Genomic DNA, 14,631 nt, shown 5'->3' with positions numbered 1-14,631 from the left:
ATGTCGACACCCACGAACGACGAGGGCGCTCTCGTCGCCGACAACGAGCGCCGCGCCGTGTCCCCCGGCGAGCCCCGCTCGTCCGCCACACCCACTGATCGCGGGCCGCGCCACGCCCTACGCGGCGATACCGCGCCCGGTGCGCGGTTCGACTCCGCGGCCGAGGACCCCGACTCGGACGATGCGGACGCCGAGGATCGCGACGATCCCGAAGACACGCTGCTCGAGCAGCTCGGTGGCGTCAGCGGCCTGATCTATTCGACGCTGCCGGTGGTGGTGTTCGTCCCGGCGAACGCGCTGTGGGGCCTGGCCGCGGCCATCTGGACCGCACTGGGCGTCGCGGCCGCGATCCTGGTCTGGCGACTGGTGCGACGCAATCCCATTCAGCCCGCCATCTCCGGATTCCTGGGGGTGGGCGTGTGCGCGTTCATCGCCTATCGGATGGGTGCGGCCAAGGGCTTCTTCCTGTTCGGCATCTGGGCCAGCCTGGTGTACGCGGGGGTGTTCCTGGCTTCGCTGGTGGTGCGCTGGCCGTTGGCCGGGGTGATCTGGGGTGTGCTGAACGGGCACGGCACCGAGTGGCGTTCGGACCGCCGGGCGCTGCGGCTCTACGACGTCGCGACGCTGGTCTGGGTTCTCGTGTTCGGTGCCCGCTACCTGGTCCAATCGCATTTCTACAACGACAACAGCACCGGTCTGCTCGCGGTCACCCGGATCGGCATGGGCTGGCCGTTGACGGCGGTCGCGCTGCTGGTCACGGTGTGGGCCGTGCGTCGCGCGGGGCACGCCCCGGTCGAGCGCGACTGAGCGAACACTCGCCCGCCGGGTGGGAAATCCGGTGGGGTGAGGGTGAATCCACCCCTGGGGTGCCTGGTCGGTAGGCCCGGATCACAGCAGGATTCTCTGTGAGAGGTACGGAGAATCGGCGAAAGGGATCCGAGTGATCACGCAGGAGAACCCGGCGGCATCGACGACGCGGACGGCCGGATCGTCGCGGCACGGTGCGCCCGCCCCCGTTCGTTCGGAGAGCCAGCGGGTCGCCGCGGAACTGGATCGGCTGATCGGCCCGGCCGCGGCCGGGGACGACCGGGCGGTGACTGACATCGTGCGCATCGTGCAGCCGCTGGTGCGGCGCTACTGCGCGGCGCGGCTGGGCTCGGGCGGGAATCTTCAGGTCACCGCCGACGACGTCGCCCAGGAGATCTGCCTGGCGACCGTGCAGGCGATTCCGCGCTACCGCGATCAGGGCAAGTCGTTCCTGGCGTTCGTGTACGGCATCTCGGCCAACAAGGTGGCCGACGTGTTCCGTCGTCCCGCGCAGCAGGCCACCTATCCGGTGCCGGACTTCCCGGACCGGCCCTCGACCCTGCCGGGGCCCGAGGAGATGGCGCTGGCGGCCGAGCAGCGGCACGCCACCTTCGAACTCATGCAGATCCTCGCGCCCGCACATCGCGAGGTGCTGGTGATGCGTCTGATGCTGGGCTGGACCGCGGCGCAGACCGCCGAGGCGATCGGCACCAGCCCGGGGGTGGTGCGGGTCATGCAGCATCGCGCGCTGAACAAGCTGCGCGCGCGGCTCGAGCAGGCCGAACTGCTGCCGGAATGCGCCTGACCGCGCTCAGGAGACCGCAGGGGTGCGAAAACCGTTGACGCCCAGGGCTCTACGTAGTTCGTCCTCGGCCTCCACCGACGCCACGAACAACAGTTCGTCCTCGCCCTCGAGCGGATCGTCCGGCTGCGGCACGATGACCCGGCCGCCGCGCAGAATCGTCACCAGGGCCGCATCACGCGGCAGCGTCAGGGTCCGCACCGCGCGCCCGGCCAGGGGGGTGTCCACGGGCAGGGTGATCTCCACCAGATTGGCCTGGCCCTGCCGCAGCGTCATCAGCCGGACCAGATCGCCCACCGAGACGGCCTCCTCGGCCAGTGAGGCCAGCAGTCGCGGCGTCGAGACCGCGACGTCGACGCCCCAGGACGCATCGAAGAGCCACTCGTTGCGCGGGTCGTTGACCCGGGCCACGACCCGACGGATGCCGAATTCGGTCTTGGCGAGCAGGCTGAACACCAGATTCGCCTTGTCGTCGCCGGTGGCCGAGATCGCCACCTCGTAATCCTGCAGCCCCGCCTCCTCGAGCAGTTCCAGCTCGCAGGCATCGCCGTGCACCCAGACCGCGGCCGGGACGGCGACCTGGTCGATGTGATCGATCCGGCGTTCGATGAGCATCACCTCGTGGCTGCCGCGTAGTAGTTCCTGGGCGATGGAGCGGCCGACCGCGCCTGCCCCCGCGATGACTACCTTCACGACTCCTCCTCGCTCGAGGGTGCGGTAGCGGCGAGGGCGACCGCCTCGCCGACGTGGCCGGAGGTGGCGGCCACGTAGATGGTGTCGTCGGCCTGCAACAGCGTCTTGGCGGTGGGCAGCACCCCTTGGCCGAAGCGGATGATGAACGTGACGCGCGCGCCGATGGCGTCCTCCAGGGTCTGCACGGTGTGCCCGAACCAGTCCTCGTGCAGGGTCAGTTCGGTGATCGCGACCGTGCCGGTGGGGTCGCGCCAGGTGGCGGAGGTGTTCTCGTCGCCGATCAGGGTGCGCAGGAACCGGTCGGTGGTCCACGGCACGGTGGCGATGGTGGGTATGCCGAGACGTTCGTAGACCGCGGCGCGTTTGGCGTCGTAGATCCGCGCCACGACCCGCTCCACGCCGAACGTCTCCCGCGCGACCCGCGCGGCGATGATGTTGGAGTTGTCGCCGGAGGAAACCGCCGCGAAGGCTCCCGCGCGCTCGATTCCGGCGCGCTGCAGCACATCCCGATCGAAGCCGACGCCGGTCACCTGCTCGCCCGGGAAGTCCTTGCCCAGGCGGAGGAAGGCGCTGGGGTCGCGATCGATCACGGCCACCTGGTGGCCGATCCGCACCAGTGCGCGTGCGAGGGCGGAGCCCACGCGGCCACACCCCATGATCACTACGTACACCGTGCCAACCCCATTCCGGAAACCGTGGTGTGCGGTCTGATTCGTTCAGCAGGAACCGTACCCGCTGCTGGTCCTGGCACCGACGTTCCCCTGGACGCATCCGTCGAAACCACCGACATGCTGCGAGGTCGTCGCCGTCACAGTCCTATGCTGACCGGAATGTTCCCCTCGACGCGGACTGCCGCCGCCGAGCGCGCTCGCCCGGCGCCCGACCACCGTCACGGCCCGACCGATTTCCGGACTTGCGGGCCGTCCTGGCGTGATTGCAGCCCGGTCGCTTCGGCGCGCTCGGCCGGCCGGATCGCCGCCGTCTCGGTGCGTCCGGTGCTGTCCGTCCGCCTCGATTCGTTCGAGCAGGTCGCGGTGGCCATGCACGATTTCTCCGCATCGTTCGGGGGCGTGGTTCGCGCGTCCGGTCGGGGAGCGTCCGCAGGCCGACCGGTGCGCCGTCGTGGGGAATGCGGTTGTCCGGAGGCGATCTCGGTGCGGCGTGGTTCGTTCGGTGCGTCAGCGTCGATGAGCGCGACGGCGGGCGTCGTCGTCGAACCCGTTGGGGAGGGGCGTGCGGATGTCTAGTCATGGTGAAGCCGGCTGGGAGGGTTCGGTTTTCGAGGTTCGGTTGGGGGCTCCCGGGCATGGCGGCTTCTGTGTGGCGCGGCACGAGGGGCGGGTGTTGTTCGTGCGGCACGGTCTGCCGGGGGAGTTGGTGCGGGCCCGGGTGAGTGAGGATCGGGGCGGGTCGTTCTGCCGGGCGGAGGCGGTGGAGATTCTCGAGGCGTCCGCGGATCGGGTTCCGGCGACGTGTCCGGTGTCGGGGCCCGGCGGTGCGGGATGTTGTGATTTCTCCTTCGCCACGCCCGCGGCGCAGCGGGAGCTGAAGGCCGCCGTGGTGCGCGAGCAGTTGCGGCGGGTGGCGGGGTGGGAGACCGACGTCGAGGTGGAATCCGTTCCTTTCGGCGCGGCGGCGGCGGACGGCGGGTGGCGCACCCGGATCCGGCTGGCGGTGGATGCGCGGGGACGCGCGGGTGTGCACAGCTTTCGCAGTACCGGGATCATCACGGATCTGCGCTGCCCCCAATCGGTTTCGGGGGCGATGGACGGGATCGCCGGGCGGCGCTGGACTCCGGAGGCGGATCTCGTGGTGGCGGTGGACGGCGACGGGGTGCGTCATATCGTCGAACTCGCTCCCGCGGATCTGACCCGCGATCACGACGAGACCGGGCGAGCGCTGTCCGGGGGTGATCGACGGTCTGGTGATCGGCGGCGCGCACACGGCGGCCAGGGGCGCGCGGACCGGTCCGGCGACCGCCGACGCGGCGGGAGTGATCGTCGTAACGCTTCGGCTCGACGCGCGGCGGCGCATGCACCCCGGCGTGAACAGGTCGTCGAGGGGACCGGCCGGGCGGTGCAGTATGTGGCCGGTCGGCGGTGGGAGGTATCGGCGACCGGGTTCTGGCAGCCGCATCGCGGTGCGGCGCAATGTTATTCGGATGTCGTCGCGGAGTGGGCGGATCTCTCGCCGAGGATGCGGGCCTGGGATCTGTACTGCGGCGCAGGCGTTTTCGCCGCGCGGCTCGGGTCTGCGGTGGGGTCCGGCGGTGCGGTGTTCGGCGTCGAGTCGGCGCGGGCAGCCGTGGCGGACGGCTCGGCCGCGCTCGCCGATATGCCGTGGGTGAGTCTGGGTGTGCAACGCGTCGAACGCTGGTTGAGTGACGGAATTCACCGTGCCACACCGGATGTCGTGGTTCTGGACCCGCCGCGGGCCGGGGCGGGCAAGGCGGTGATCATCCCGCTGACGGCGGCGGAACCGGCACGCATCGTGCACATCGGCTGTGATCCCGCGGCTTTCGCCCGCGACATCTCGCTCTACCGCGCGCACGGCTACGCGCCCACCCGCCTGCGCGCCTTCGACGCCTTCCCGGCGACCCATCACGTCGAATGCCTGGCGCTGCTCGAGCCGGTTCCCGAGTGATGCCGCCGCGCCCGGGCAACGGGCCGGCCGGTGCGTGTGACGAGGATTGCCCGAGACGGTGAATCGGTGTGACGTGGCCGACTGCTCGCCGGTGTGTCGCGGACAGGTCGCTGTTCCGGTCATCGGTTCCCCGAACGGCTCCGTAGACTGTTCGGAACAGACGACACCTCCGGAGTAGGGAGCGATAGCGGTGGGAGTGCTTTCCCGGGTAGAGACACCCGAGGACCTGCGCCGGCTGACGGCACCGGAACTGGCCGAGCTGGCGCAGGAGATTCGTGAGTTCCTGGTCCAGAAGGTCGCGGTCACAGGTGGTCATCTAGGGCCGAACCTGGGTGTGGTGGAGATGACGATCGCGCTGCACCGGATCTTCGACTCCCCGGCCGATCCGATCATCTTCGACACCGGCCACCAGGCCTACGTGCACAAGATGCTCACCGGCCGCAAGGACAGCTTCGACCGGCTGCGCAAGCAGGGCGGCCTGTCGGGCTATCCGAGCCGCGCGGAGAGCGCGCACGACTGGGTGGAGTCCTCGCACGCCTCGGCCTCGCTGTCCTACGCCGACGGTCTGGCGAAGGCGTTCGCGCTGACCAAACAGCGCCGCCACGTCGTCGCGGTGGTCGGCGACGGCGCGCTCACCGGCGGCATGTGCTGGGAGGCGCTGAACAATATCGCCGCCGGACAGGACCGTTCGGTGGTGATCGTCGTCAACGACAACGGCCGGTCCTATTCGCCGACGATCGGCGGCCTGGCCGATCGGCTCGGCGCACTGCGCATGCAGCCCGCCTACGAGCAGGCCCTCGACGCGACCAAGCGGTTCGTGCAGGGGATTCCGCGGGTGGGCGGGTCGGCGTATTCGATGCTGCACGCGCTCAAGGCCGGGATCAAGGACGCCGTCGCGCCGCAGGAGCTGTTCAGCGATCTGGGCCTGAAATATCTCGGCCCGGTCGACGGCCACGACACCGTCGCGCTCGAGGCCGCGTTCCGGCGCGCCAAGGATTTCGGCGGTCCGGTCGTGGTGCACGTGGTCACCCAGAAGGGCCGCGGATATCAGCCGGCCGAGGACCACGAGGCCGATCAGATGCATTCGATCGGCTCGATCGATCCCGAGACCGGTAAGTCCACCGCCGCCAAATCGGTCGGCTGGACCTCGGTGTTCTCCGACGAGCTGATCCGCCAGGCCGAACAGCGCGAGGACGTGGTGGCGATCACCGCGGCCATGCCCGGTCCGACCGGGCTGACCCCGTTCGGGGAGCGGTTCCCGGATCGGATGTTCGATGTGGGCATCGCCGAGCAGCATGCGATGACCTCGGCGGCCGGTCTGGCGCTGGGCGGGTTGCATCCGGTCGTGGCGGTGTACTCCACCTTCCTCAACCGCGCCTTCGATCAGCTGGTCATGGACGTCGCGCTGCTCAAGCTGCCGGTGACGCTCGTTCTGGACCGGGCCGGTATCACCGGCGAGGACGGCGCGAGCCACAACGGCATGTGGGACCTGTCGGTGCTGGGCATCGTGCCTGGTATCCGGGTCGCCGCGCCGCGCGATGCGGCGACGTTGCGCGAGGAGCTGGCCGAGGCGCTCACCGTCGCCGACGGCCCGACCGTGCTGCGATTCCCGAAGAGTGCTGTCGCGGAGGATATCTCGGCGATGGAGCGGCTCGACGGGGTCGATGTGCTGCGGATGCCCGAGGGTGGTTCGGCGCAGACCGTGCGCGGTGACGTGCTGCTCGTCGCGGTCGGCCCCTTCGCGCGGACCGCGATGCAGGTCGCGGATCTGCTGGCGCCGGAAGGTATTTCGGTGACCGTCGTGGATCCGCGCTGGGTCCTGCCGGTTTCGGACACCGTCATGAAACTGGCCGAGAACTACCGCCTGGTGGTGACTCTGGAGGACGGGGGCCTGCACGGCGGCATCGGCTCCACGGTCTCCGCGCGGCTGCGCGCGGGCGGTATCGACGTGCCCACCCGCGATATCGGTGTGCCGCAACGGTTCCTGGACCACGCCTCGCGCGCGCAGATCCACGAGGAGCTCGGCCTCACCGCCCCCGACATCGCGCAGCGCATCACCGGGTGGCTCGGCGGAGTCTGAGGACTCCTTCCGCGGCGGGGCCCGAGAGCGGTCCCGCCGCGAATCGACCGTCCGGGATGATTCGGACGGTTTCGGCGAATCGTGTCCGTCGATCCCGGGACAGCCTCAGCGGTCGCGAGCGGGCGGGGCGGGCTCGGTGGCGAACAGGGCCGCGGCCAGCGGCGCGACATCCAGTTCGCGCTGCCAGGGCCGGGCCCCGCCGGCGGTCAGATAATCGTCGATGGCACGGGCCGGGTCGTCCGGCACTGCGCCGGAACGGAATTCGGGCAGCCCGTCCCAGCAGAGGCGGCGCAGCAGATCCGGGGTCAGCAGATTCTCCACCGGAACCGTGTAGCGCGTCGACAGCTCGCCCATGGCGGCGCGGGCGGCGGTGAGCCGGGCCGAGGCGACCGGATCACGCCGCTCCCAGCGATTCACCGGCGGCGGGCCGTCGAAGGGCTGGCTGAGTGTGGGTAGCTCCGAATCCGGCAGGGCGCGTGCGCGTTCCACCGCGCCGAGCCAGTCCCGCGAGTACCGGCGCTGTCGCGGGCCACCGAAGACCGGCAGGGCGCGCAGTGCGCCGACATTTTTCGGATCAGCGGTTGCGGCCGCCACGATCGCCGAATCCGGCAGGATCCGCGCGGGGGCCACATCCCGGTTCCTGGCCAAAACGTCGCGGGTGGACCACAATTCACGGACCACCGCCAGCTGGCGCGGACGACGCAGGGTGTGAATACCCGAGGTGCGCCGCCACCGATCCGGCTTCGGCGCGGCCGGTTCGATCATCCGGACATGCTCGAATTCCTGTGCCGCCCAATCATTCTTGCCCTGCTCGCGGAGCGATTCATCGACCGCCTCGCGCAATTCCAGCAGCAGTTCCACATCGAGAGCCGCGTAGTTGAGCCAATCGTCGGGTAGCGGGCGGGTCGACCAGTCGGCAGCGCCGTGTCCCTTGCGTAATTCCCGGCCGAGCAATTTGTCCACCATCGCGGCCAGGCCCACCCGCTCGAATCCGGCCAGACGCCCGCCCAATTCGGTGTCGAACAAACGCGCCGGATGTAAACCCAGTTCGGCCAGCCCGGGTAGGTCCTGATCGGCCGAATGCAGCACCCATTCCAGACCGTTGATCGCCTCCGCCAGCGGCTCGAGCGCATCGGCCACCGGAATCGGATCGATGAGAACAGTGCCGGAACCCGTGCGGCGCAACTGAATCAGATAGGCACGATTGGAATACCGGAAACCCGAAGCCCGTTCGGCGTCCACCGCCAGCGGTCCGGTCCCTGCGGCCAAACGCGCCGCGACCTCCTCGACGGCCCGCGCCGTATCCGTGACCGGGGGCACGCCCTCGGCAGGTTCGAGCAGCGGGACGGCGGTATCGTCCCGGCTCTCACCCTGGAATTTCGCGGACTCGTCGGCAACTGACATAGCCAAGAACTTTACGTCGCGGTCAGAACTGGTCGTCGGTATTCTGCGGACGCGGCCGCAAATGGGTTATGCCCGCGGGCGGCAAGCCGGCCGCGTAGGCCAGCACTTCGCAGAATGCCTCGACATGTGGTCCGAGCTCGGGGGAGTCCACCGTCCACGAGGCGCGCAACTCCAGCTGATAGGCGCGCGGCGGCCCGGCGATATCCCCGTACCGGATCGAGCTGGTCGAGGTGACCGTACCGCCCAGCGCTGTGAACGACTCCCCGCGCGACTCCAGCGCGTCCACCAGCCAGCTCCACGCGACCTCCGGCAGCAGCGGATCCCCGGCCAGGGCCGCATCGATATCGGCCTGGATGTACGCGACCATCCGGAACACCCCGTGCCAGGCATCCTGGCCGTTCGGGTCGTGCAGCAGGATCAAACGGCCGAACGCGTCGTCCTCGGAATCGACGGGAATCACATTGGTCTCGGGGTGCTTGACTTCGGCACCGATGGCATAGGAATACGGGGCCAGGCGTTGCGGCGGCCGAATCGGTGCAAGCTCGATCCGGGGATGCACGGAAGCGGTGCCCATCGCATCGACCGCGGCGCGAAACTGGGCAGGTTCGCCGGCTGGGCCCGGGGTCGGTGCGGCGCCGTCGCGGAAGTCGAGCGGTGTCACGATTGTGAACCTATCCCCGAACCGGTCGCTGAGACCGGAGGCGCGCCCTAATTTCGGCCTGCTGGAATTTTTGCCTCCGCTCTGCCCCGGTGTGTTCGCGGCGCCCGAAGGCTCACCGCTCGGCCCGGTGTCGGGCACTCGTTCCCTCGCACCCGCCACGCGTCGGGGCGGCGAGCCGCGCCGCAAATCTGGTGTCGGCGTTGTCCGGGGTTGGTGGCATGAGGTGCGTGGGATCTGTTCTGTGCTTTTGGCATTCGCATTGCTGTGGCGCGGTTGCGGTGCCCGGGGCTTACCGCGCCGCAAGCTTGGTGTTGGCGTTCAACGGGGTTGGCGGAACAAGGTGTGAGGGATCTGTTCTGTGTTTCGGCGCTATGCGGCTCGGCGCGGTATCGGGTCCTGGTTCCGGGTGCCCGCCATGTGTCCGGGTGGCAATCCGCGTTGTAAACCGGGGTTGGCATTTCGCGGGATCGGCCGACCGAGGGGCGAGGGGGGATCTGGGTGGAAGCACGGAGTGGTGTTCGGGGTCTGCCTCTCGTTGGGCCGGCTGCGGGCGTTCGTTTCCGGTACCGCACCGGGCAGCGGGGTGCGGAGTCGTGTGGCTGGTCACCGCTGTCCGGGGCCGGGGTGGTGGGTCGCATACGATGGCCGTGATGAGCACACCAATACGTCGCCGGTTGTCCGACGCGCCGTTCCTCGCCGCTGCCACCGGGGCGAGTCCGAAGCGGCGTCCCGTCTGGTTCATGCGGCAGGCCGGGCGGTCGCTGCCCGAGTACCGCGAGGTGCGTGCCGGGATCGGCATGCTGGAGTCCTGTTTCGATCCGGAGCTGGTCTGTGAGATCACCCTGCAGCCGATTCGGCGGCACGGGGTGGATGCGGCGATCCTGTTCTCCGACATCGTCGTTCCGCTCAAGGCGGCCGGGATCGACCTGGACATCGTGTCCGGCGTGGGTCCCGTCGTAGCGAATCCGGTGCGTTCGACCGCCGATGTGCGGGCGCTGCCGCGGCTGCGGCACGAGGAGGTCGGTGCGATTGCCGAGGCCGTGCGGCTGCTGGTGGGTGAGCTCGGCGACACACCGCTGATCGGATTCGCCGGTGCCCCTTTCACTCTCGCGTCCTATCTGGTCGAGGGCGGGCCCAGTAAGAATCACGAGCGCACCAAGGCCATGATGCTCGCCGACCCGGACATCTGGCACGAGCTCCTCGGTGTGCTCACCGATATCACCATCGAGTTCCTGCGCGCCCAGCTCGCCGCCGGGATCGATGCGATGCAGCTGTTCGACTCCTGGGCAGGTGCGCTGTCGCTGGCGCAGTACCGCGAGTTCGTCCTGCCGCATTCGGAGCGGGTCTTCGCTGAGGTCGCCGCGGCGGCCGGACCGGGACTGCCGCGCATCCACTTCGGCGTCGGCACCGGTGAGCTGCTCGGCGTGATGGGCGAGGCCGGAGCCGATGTGGTCGGGGTGGACTGGCGCCTCCCGTTGACCGAGGCCGTGCGCCGCGTCGGTCCGGGAAAGGCGTTGCAGGGCAACCTCGATCCCGCGACGCTGTTCGCCGGACCCGAGGTGGTCGAGCGCGAGGTGCGCCGCATCGCCCACGAGGCGGACGAGGCGATCACCCTGGGCGCGACAGGCCACATCTTCAACCTCGGCCACGGCGTCCTGCCCGATACCGATCCGGGTGCCCTCACCGCCGCCGTCGAGCTGATCCACAGCCTGCCTGTGTAGGACCGCAGCCCGAAGCCGGCGTGTCCTGATCGGCCGTGCCTGCCGTGACCACGTTGGCCATATGTCCTCGATAGCTGCGGGCGGGTGCGCACTGCCGGTTGATTCCCGGAGCACGGGAGCCATCGGGTGTGCTGTGTCAGCCGCAGGTGGTGGCCGCAGTCCTGGGCGAAGGGCACGCCCTCGAACCGGGCACTGTCGTCGAAGGTCCGCGTGCGGGCTCGATGGTTGAGTCCCGGGGCAGGGGCGGTCGGATCGTGGGGACGGCGGAGTGATGCATCGGCCGTGCGACGCGGTGGGAGGGTGTGAGCCGGGCCGCTGTTGCAGCGGGCGTTCGAGGTCGCCGAGTAGGTTCGGTACGGGCTCGGTGAGGCAGTTTCGTCGATGCGGTGAGGAGTGTGGTCGATGCGGGTCGCGGTGGTCGGTGCGGGGATCAGCGGGCTGGTCGCGGCCTATCGGTTGCGGGCGGCGCTGGGCGCCGAGCTCGAACTGGTGCTCGTGGAGCGGCGCGACCGGATCGGGGGGACGCTGCATACCGGCGTGCTCGCGGGCGGGCCGGTGGACCTGGGTGCGGAGGCATTCGTCGGGCGACGTCCCGAAATCCCGGCTCTGCTGCGCGAATTGGGTCTCGAGGACCAGCTGGTGCATCCCTCCGGGCGACGGCCACTGATCTGGTCCGGTGGCGCGGCGCATCCGCTGCCGACCGGCACGCTGATGGGTATTCCCGCAGAAGCGGAGTCCATGGCCGGACTGGTCGACGAGGCGACGCTGCGGCAGATCGCCGCGGAACCGGACCGACCGCTGCACTGGACGCCCCGCGATGACGTGTCGGTGGCGGATCTGGTCGCCGAACGGTTCGGCGCACAGGTGGTGAGCCGCAGCGTCGAGCCACTGCTGGGCGGAGTGTATGCGGGACTGGCGAATTCGATCGGGGTGCGCTCGGCACTGCCGGGACTGGCCGCCGCGCTGGATGCGGGAGCGTCGAATCTGTCCGAGGCGGTATCGCGGGCCTTGCCGCCGCCCTCGACCGCACCGGTCTTCGGTGGCATCCGCGACGGTTACCGCGTCCTGCTCGACGCGCTGCTTTCCGCGGCCGCGCCGGAACTCGAGATCGATACCACCGCACAGGATCTGACCCGCACCTCGCGCGGCTGGCGGTTGGCGCCGGTGGGGGAGTGTGACGCGATCGTCCTCGCCACGCCCGCACCCGTCACCGCCGATCTGCTGGCCCCGGTACTGCCCGAGGCCGCGCGTGCGACGTCGCGCATCGAGCTGTCCTCCTCGGCGGTGGTGGCGCTGGCCCTGCCGGCGGACACGCCGCTGCCGGAGAATTCCGGCATCCTGGTCGCCACCGGAGAATCGTTGCGAGCCAAGGCTTTCACGCTCTCCAGTCGTAAGTGGCCGCATCTGGCCGATCGTGCCGTCGCGATCGTGCGCGCCTCGTTCGGGCGGTTCGGCGACGACAGCCTGCTGGCGCTGTCCGACGCCGAACTCATCGCCGCCGCGACCGAGGATCTGGCGACGGTGACCGGTATCTCGGTACAGCCGGTCACCGCGGCCGTCCAGCGTTGGCGCGGCGGCCTGCCGCAATACGCACCCGGGCACGCCGACCTCGTGTCCACGATCGAATCGGCGATCGACGCGGTGCCCGGACTGGCGCTGGCGGGCGCCTACCTGCACGGCGTCGGCGTCCCGGCCTGTGCGGCCTCGGGTACGGCCGCCGCCGAGCAGATCCTCGCGGGGCAGACGAACTGAACCGAGGCGGAGGGTGGGTGTCGTCATGCGGAAAACGTTGGCACACAGGGCATTACAAGTCCATAACCGTCTGATTCCCGCACCCGTTACCCGGATCCGCACCCGATGTCCTCGGCGTGTTCGCCGGTAAACGGTGCGGCTGTGTGACCGGGTGATCCGCAGTGGCACCATATGGGTATGGCACGACTCGATTACCAGGCGCTCAATTCGACCATCCGGTATCTGATGTTCTCGGTGTTCCAGGTGCAGCCCGGGGCATTGGGGGAGGACCGCGAGGCGGCGATCAAGGAGGCGCGCGCGTTCTTCGACGGTCTCGCCGACAAGGGCGTCGTCGTGCGCGGCCTGTACGACGTCGCCGGGATGCGCGCCGATGCCGACTTCATGGTCTGGTGGCACGCCGACCGCATCGAGGATCTGCAGGCCGCCTACGCCGATCTGCGCCGCACCACCGCACTGGGCCGGGCCAGCGCCCCGGTGTGGAGCAACGCCGCGGTGCACCGCCCGGCCGAGTTCAACAAGAGCCACATCCCGGCCTTCCTGGCCGGTGAGGAGCCGGGCAACTACCTGTGCGTCTACCCGTTCGTGCGCTCGTACGACTGGTACCTGCTGCCCGACGCCGAGCGCCGCAAGATGCTGGCCGACCACGGCAAGGAGGCCCGCGACTATCCCGACGTGCGTGCCAACACCGTCCCCGCCTTCGCCCTGGGCGATTACGAGTGGATCCTCGCGTTCGAGGCGCCCGAACTGCACCGCATCGTCGATCTGATGCGCGATCTGCGGGCCACCGAAGCCCGGCGGCACGTGCGCGAGGAGGTGCCGTTCTTCACCGGCCCGCGCGTCGAACTCGAGCAGTTGATCACCGCTCTGCCCTGAGCGCGGCCGCACCCCGACGCACTACCGGTTCGGGGCACGCATCGCGAGCCCCGGTAATTCGGGTCATGCGCAGTGCGAGCCCCACACCGTACTGTTCCCCCGTCGCCTCAGTGTGTTGCGTCGTCCGAGGGGTGCAGGCGCAGCGAGATGGAGTTGATGCAGTACCCGCCCGAACATCGTCAGGCCACCTGGCCGGTGAGCGCGGCTTTCGGCTGGTCAGAGGAAGGATTGGTGTTCGACAGGGCGTCGCGTGAATCACTGTGAGGCCGCGTAGATCACGGACGATCAGCCTGAATTCGTTCGCGAAAACGTGCACGACAATCGAGTGCTCTTCGGCGTGGTGATCAACGACACGCCGAAGCATTCGGTTGCATGGCTCTGTCCGGAACCTAGTTCGTCTGGTTCGCGGCTGTCGATTCCTGGAAGTCGACGAGTGCTTCTCCGTATGTCTGCGCCCACTCCGTCAGCATCGCTATCGGCGCCTGGAGTGTCCGGCCGAGCGGGGTCAGGCTGTATTCCACCCGTGGGGGCACTTCGGCGTACCGCTGTCGATCGATGAGGCCGTTGCTCTGCAGGCGGCGCAGGGTCTGGGTCAGCACCTTCCGGGAGATCCCGCCGGACAGAGCGACAAGTTCACTGTGCCGCTTGGGGCCCGCTGCCAGCGCGTACAAGGTGACTACGGTCCACTTGTTCGCGATGACCTCGATCGCTGTGCGCGCAGGGCAGTCGGACATGAACATGATTCCGGCAGGAGAGCTCACCGTCCGAAGGTTACCAAAGGGTACCTATCGGATTCCTAGCGTTGCCATCATGCATATCGCAGCCCTGACCCTGTCCGTCCTGCTCGCTCTGGCGATGCTCCAGTCCGGCGTGATGAAGTTCGTCCGCCCAGCGTGGATACGCCAATTCGCCGAAGCGGTCCACCTCACCAATCCCCAGCTCACCGTGCTCGGGAGCCTGCAGATCGCCGCGACGGTCGGTCTCATCTGGGGCATCTGGTTCCCGCCCTTCGCGATCGCCCCCGCGATCGGACTGGTGCTCTACTTCGGCGGCGCGATCATCGCCCACACCCGCAGCGGCGACCGGAACATGGTGGGAGCCGTGGTTTTCCTCGCGTTCTCGATCGTGACGTCGGTCGTGCTCGTTCTCGATGTTCTCGTCGCCTGAGTCGACAACAACCGGCACCGGAGGACGG

14 protein-coding genes are annotated in these 14,631 nt (G+C 69.2%); 9 read left to right on the top strand and 5 right to left on the bottom strand.

What is annotated here, in order from left to right; genetic code table 11:
• Together ON40_RS17155 and shbA are read left to right on the top strand one after the other, a co-directional pair.
• Positions 1-807 (top strand): DUF3159 domain-containing protein, encoded by an 807-nt coding sequence (locus ON40_RS17155; RefSeq protein WP_306305388.1) that lies wholly within the window; start codon positions 1-3, stop codon positions 805-807.
• 133 nt (positions 808-940) lie between these two features.
• Positions 941-1,612, top strand: a complete 672-nt coding sequence (shbA, locus tag ON40_RS17150) for an RNA polymerase sigma factor ShbA (RefSeq protein WP_245567839.1) — start codon at positions 941-943, stop codon at positions 1,610-1,612.
• Between the two features lie 6 nt (positions 1,613-1,618).
• Here shbA and ON40_RS17145 read toward each other — a convergent pair whose 3' ends face one another.
• Both ON40_RS17145 and ON40_RS17140 read right to left on the bottom strand, forming a co-directional pair.
• Complete coding sequence (locus tag ON40_RS17145) at positions 1,619-2,302, bottom strand: potassium channel family protein (protein ID WP_040823565.1); 684 nt, start codon at positions 2,300-2,302, stop codon at positions 1,619-1,621.
• Positions 2,299-2,973: a potassium channel family protein gene (locus tag ON40_RS17140; RefSeq protein ID WP_040823563.1), complete on the bottom strand. Its 675-nt coding sequence runs from the start codon at positions 2,971-2,973 to the stop codon at positions 2,299-2,301. The genes ON40_RS17145 and ON40_RS17140 overlap by 4 nt, the downstream gene beginning before the upstream one ends.
• A 159-nt stretch (positions 2,974-3,132) precedes the next feature.
• Here ON40_RS17140 and ON40_RS53230 point away from each other — a divergent pair, with 159 nt between their 5' ends.
• The 3 genes from ON40_RS53230 to dxs all read left to right on the top strand — a co-directional run bounded on the left by ON40_RS53230 (position 3,133) and on the right by dxs (position 7,025).
• A complete protein-coding gene (locus tag ON40_RS53230; protein ID WP_169541865.1) occupies positions 3,133-3,549 on the top strand; it encodes a hypothetical protein in 417 nt (138 codons plus the stop codon).
• Positions 3,542-4,945 (top strand): class I SAM-dependent RNA methyltransferase, encoded by a 1,404-nt coding sequence (locus ON40_RS17130; RefSeq protein WP_040823560.1) that lies wholly within the window; start codon positions 3,542-3,544, stop codon positions 4,943-4,945. The genes ON40_RS53230 and ON40_RS17130 overlap by 8 nt, the downstream gene beginning before the upstream one ends.
• Positions 4,946-5,135: 190 nt before the next feature.
• Positions 5,136-7,025, top strand: a complete 1,890-nt coding sequence (gene dxs, locus ON40_RS17125) for a 1-deoxy-D-xylulose-5-phosphate synthase (RefSeq protein WP_040823558.1) — start codon at positions 5,136-5,138, stop codon at positions 7,023-7,025.
• A gap of 105 nt (positions 7,026-7,130) precedes the next feature.
• On the opposite strand, the gene ON40_RS17120 is transcribed toward dxs, so the two are convergent.
• Together ON40_RS17120 and ON40_RS17115 are read right to left on the bottom strand one after the other, a co-directional pair.
• The gene (locus ON40_RS17120; protein ID WP_040823556.1) at positions 7,131-8,429 is read right to left on the bottom strand and encodes an HRDC domain-containing protein; all 1,299 of its coding nucleotides are present in this window, start codon (positions 8,427-8,429) and stop codon (positions 7,131-7,133) included.
• A gap of 22 nt (positions 8,430-8,451) precedes the next feature.
• Positions 8,452-9,090 carry a DUF3000 domain-containing protein gene (locus tag ON40_RS17115; protein WP_083895691.1) on the bottom strand — a complete coding sequence of 213 codons (639 nt, stop codon included), beginning with the start codon at positions 9,088-9,090 and terminating at the stop codon, positions 8,452-8,454.
• Positions 9,091-9,731: 641 nt separating this feature from the next.
• Here ON40_RS17115 and hemE point away from each other — a divergent pair.
• From hemE to hemQ, 3 genes are all read left to right on the top strand, one after another.
• Positions 9,732-10,811, top strand: coding sequence for a uroporphyrinogen decarboxylase (gene hemE / locus ON40_RS17110; RefSeq protein ID WP_040823555.1), 1,080 nt, complete (start codon positions 9,732-9,734; stop codon positions 10,809-10,811).
• 402 nt (positions 10,812-11,213) lie between these two features.
• The gene (locus ON40_RS17105) at positions 11,214-12,563 is read left to right on the top strand and encodes a protoporphyrinogen oxidase (protein WP_040823554.1); all 1,350 of its coding nucleotides are present in this window, start codon (positions 11,214-11,216) and stop codon (positions 12,561-12,563) included.
• A gap of 177 nt (positions 12,564-12,740) precedes the next feature.
• Positions 12,741-13,436, top strand: a complete 696-nt coding sequence (gene hemQ / locus ON40_RS17100; RefSeq protein WP_040824418.1) for a hydrogen peroxide-dependent heme synthase — start codon at positions 12,741-12,743, stop codon at positions 13,434-13,436.
• A gap of 389 nt (positions 13,437-13,825) precedes the next feature.
• Here hemQ and ON40_RS17095 read toward each other — a convergent pair whose 3' ends face one another.
• Positions 13,826-14,197, bottom strand: coding sequence for a winged helix-turn-helix transcriptional regulator (locus ON40_RS17095; protein WP_306305387.1), 372 nt, complete (start codon positions 14,195-14,197; stop codon positions 13,826-13,828).
• A 49-nt stretch (positions 14,198-14,246) separates the two neighbouring features.
• On the opposite strand from ON40_RS17095, the gene ON40_RS17090 reads away from it, so the two are divergent.
• Positions 14,247-14,603: a DoxX family protein gene (locus ON40_RS17090; RefSeq protein ID WP_040823551.1), complete on the top strand. Its 357-nt coding sequence runs from the start codon at positions 14,247-14,249 to the stop codon at positions 14,601-14,603.
• Positions 14,604-14,631 lie beyond the last annotated feature (28 nt).

This window comes from Nocardia jiangxiensis NBRC 101359 (assembly GCF_000308615.1).
Taxonomy (GTDB): Bacteria; Actinomycetota; Actinomycetes; order Mycobacteriales; family Mycobacteriaceae; genus Nocardia; species Nocardia jiangxiensis.
The sequence above is the reverse complement of the archived record's forward strand: the minus strand, read 5'-3'. Positions and strand labels throughout refer to the sequence as shown.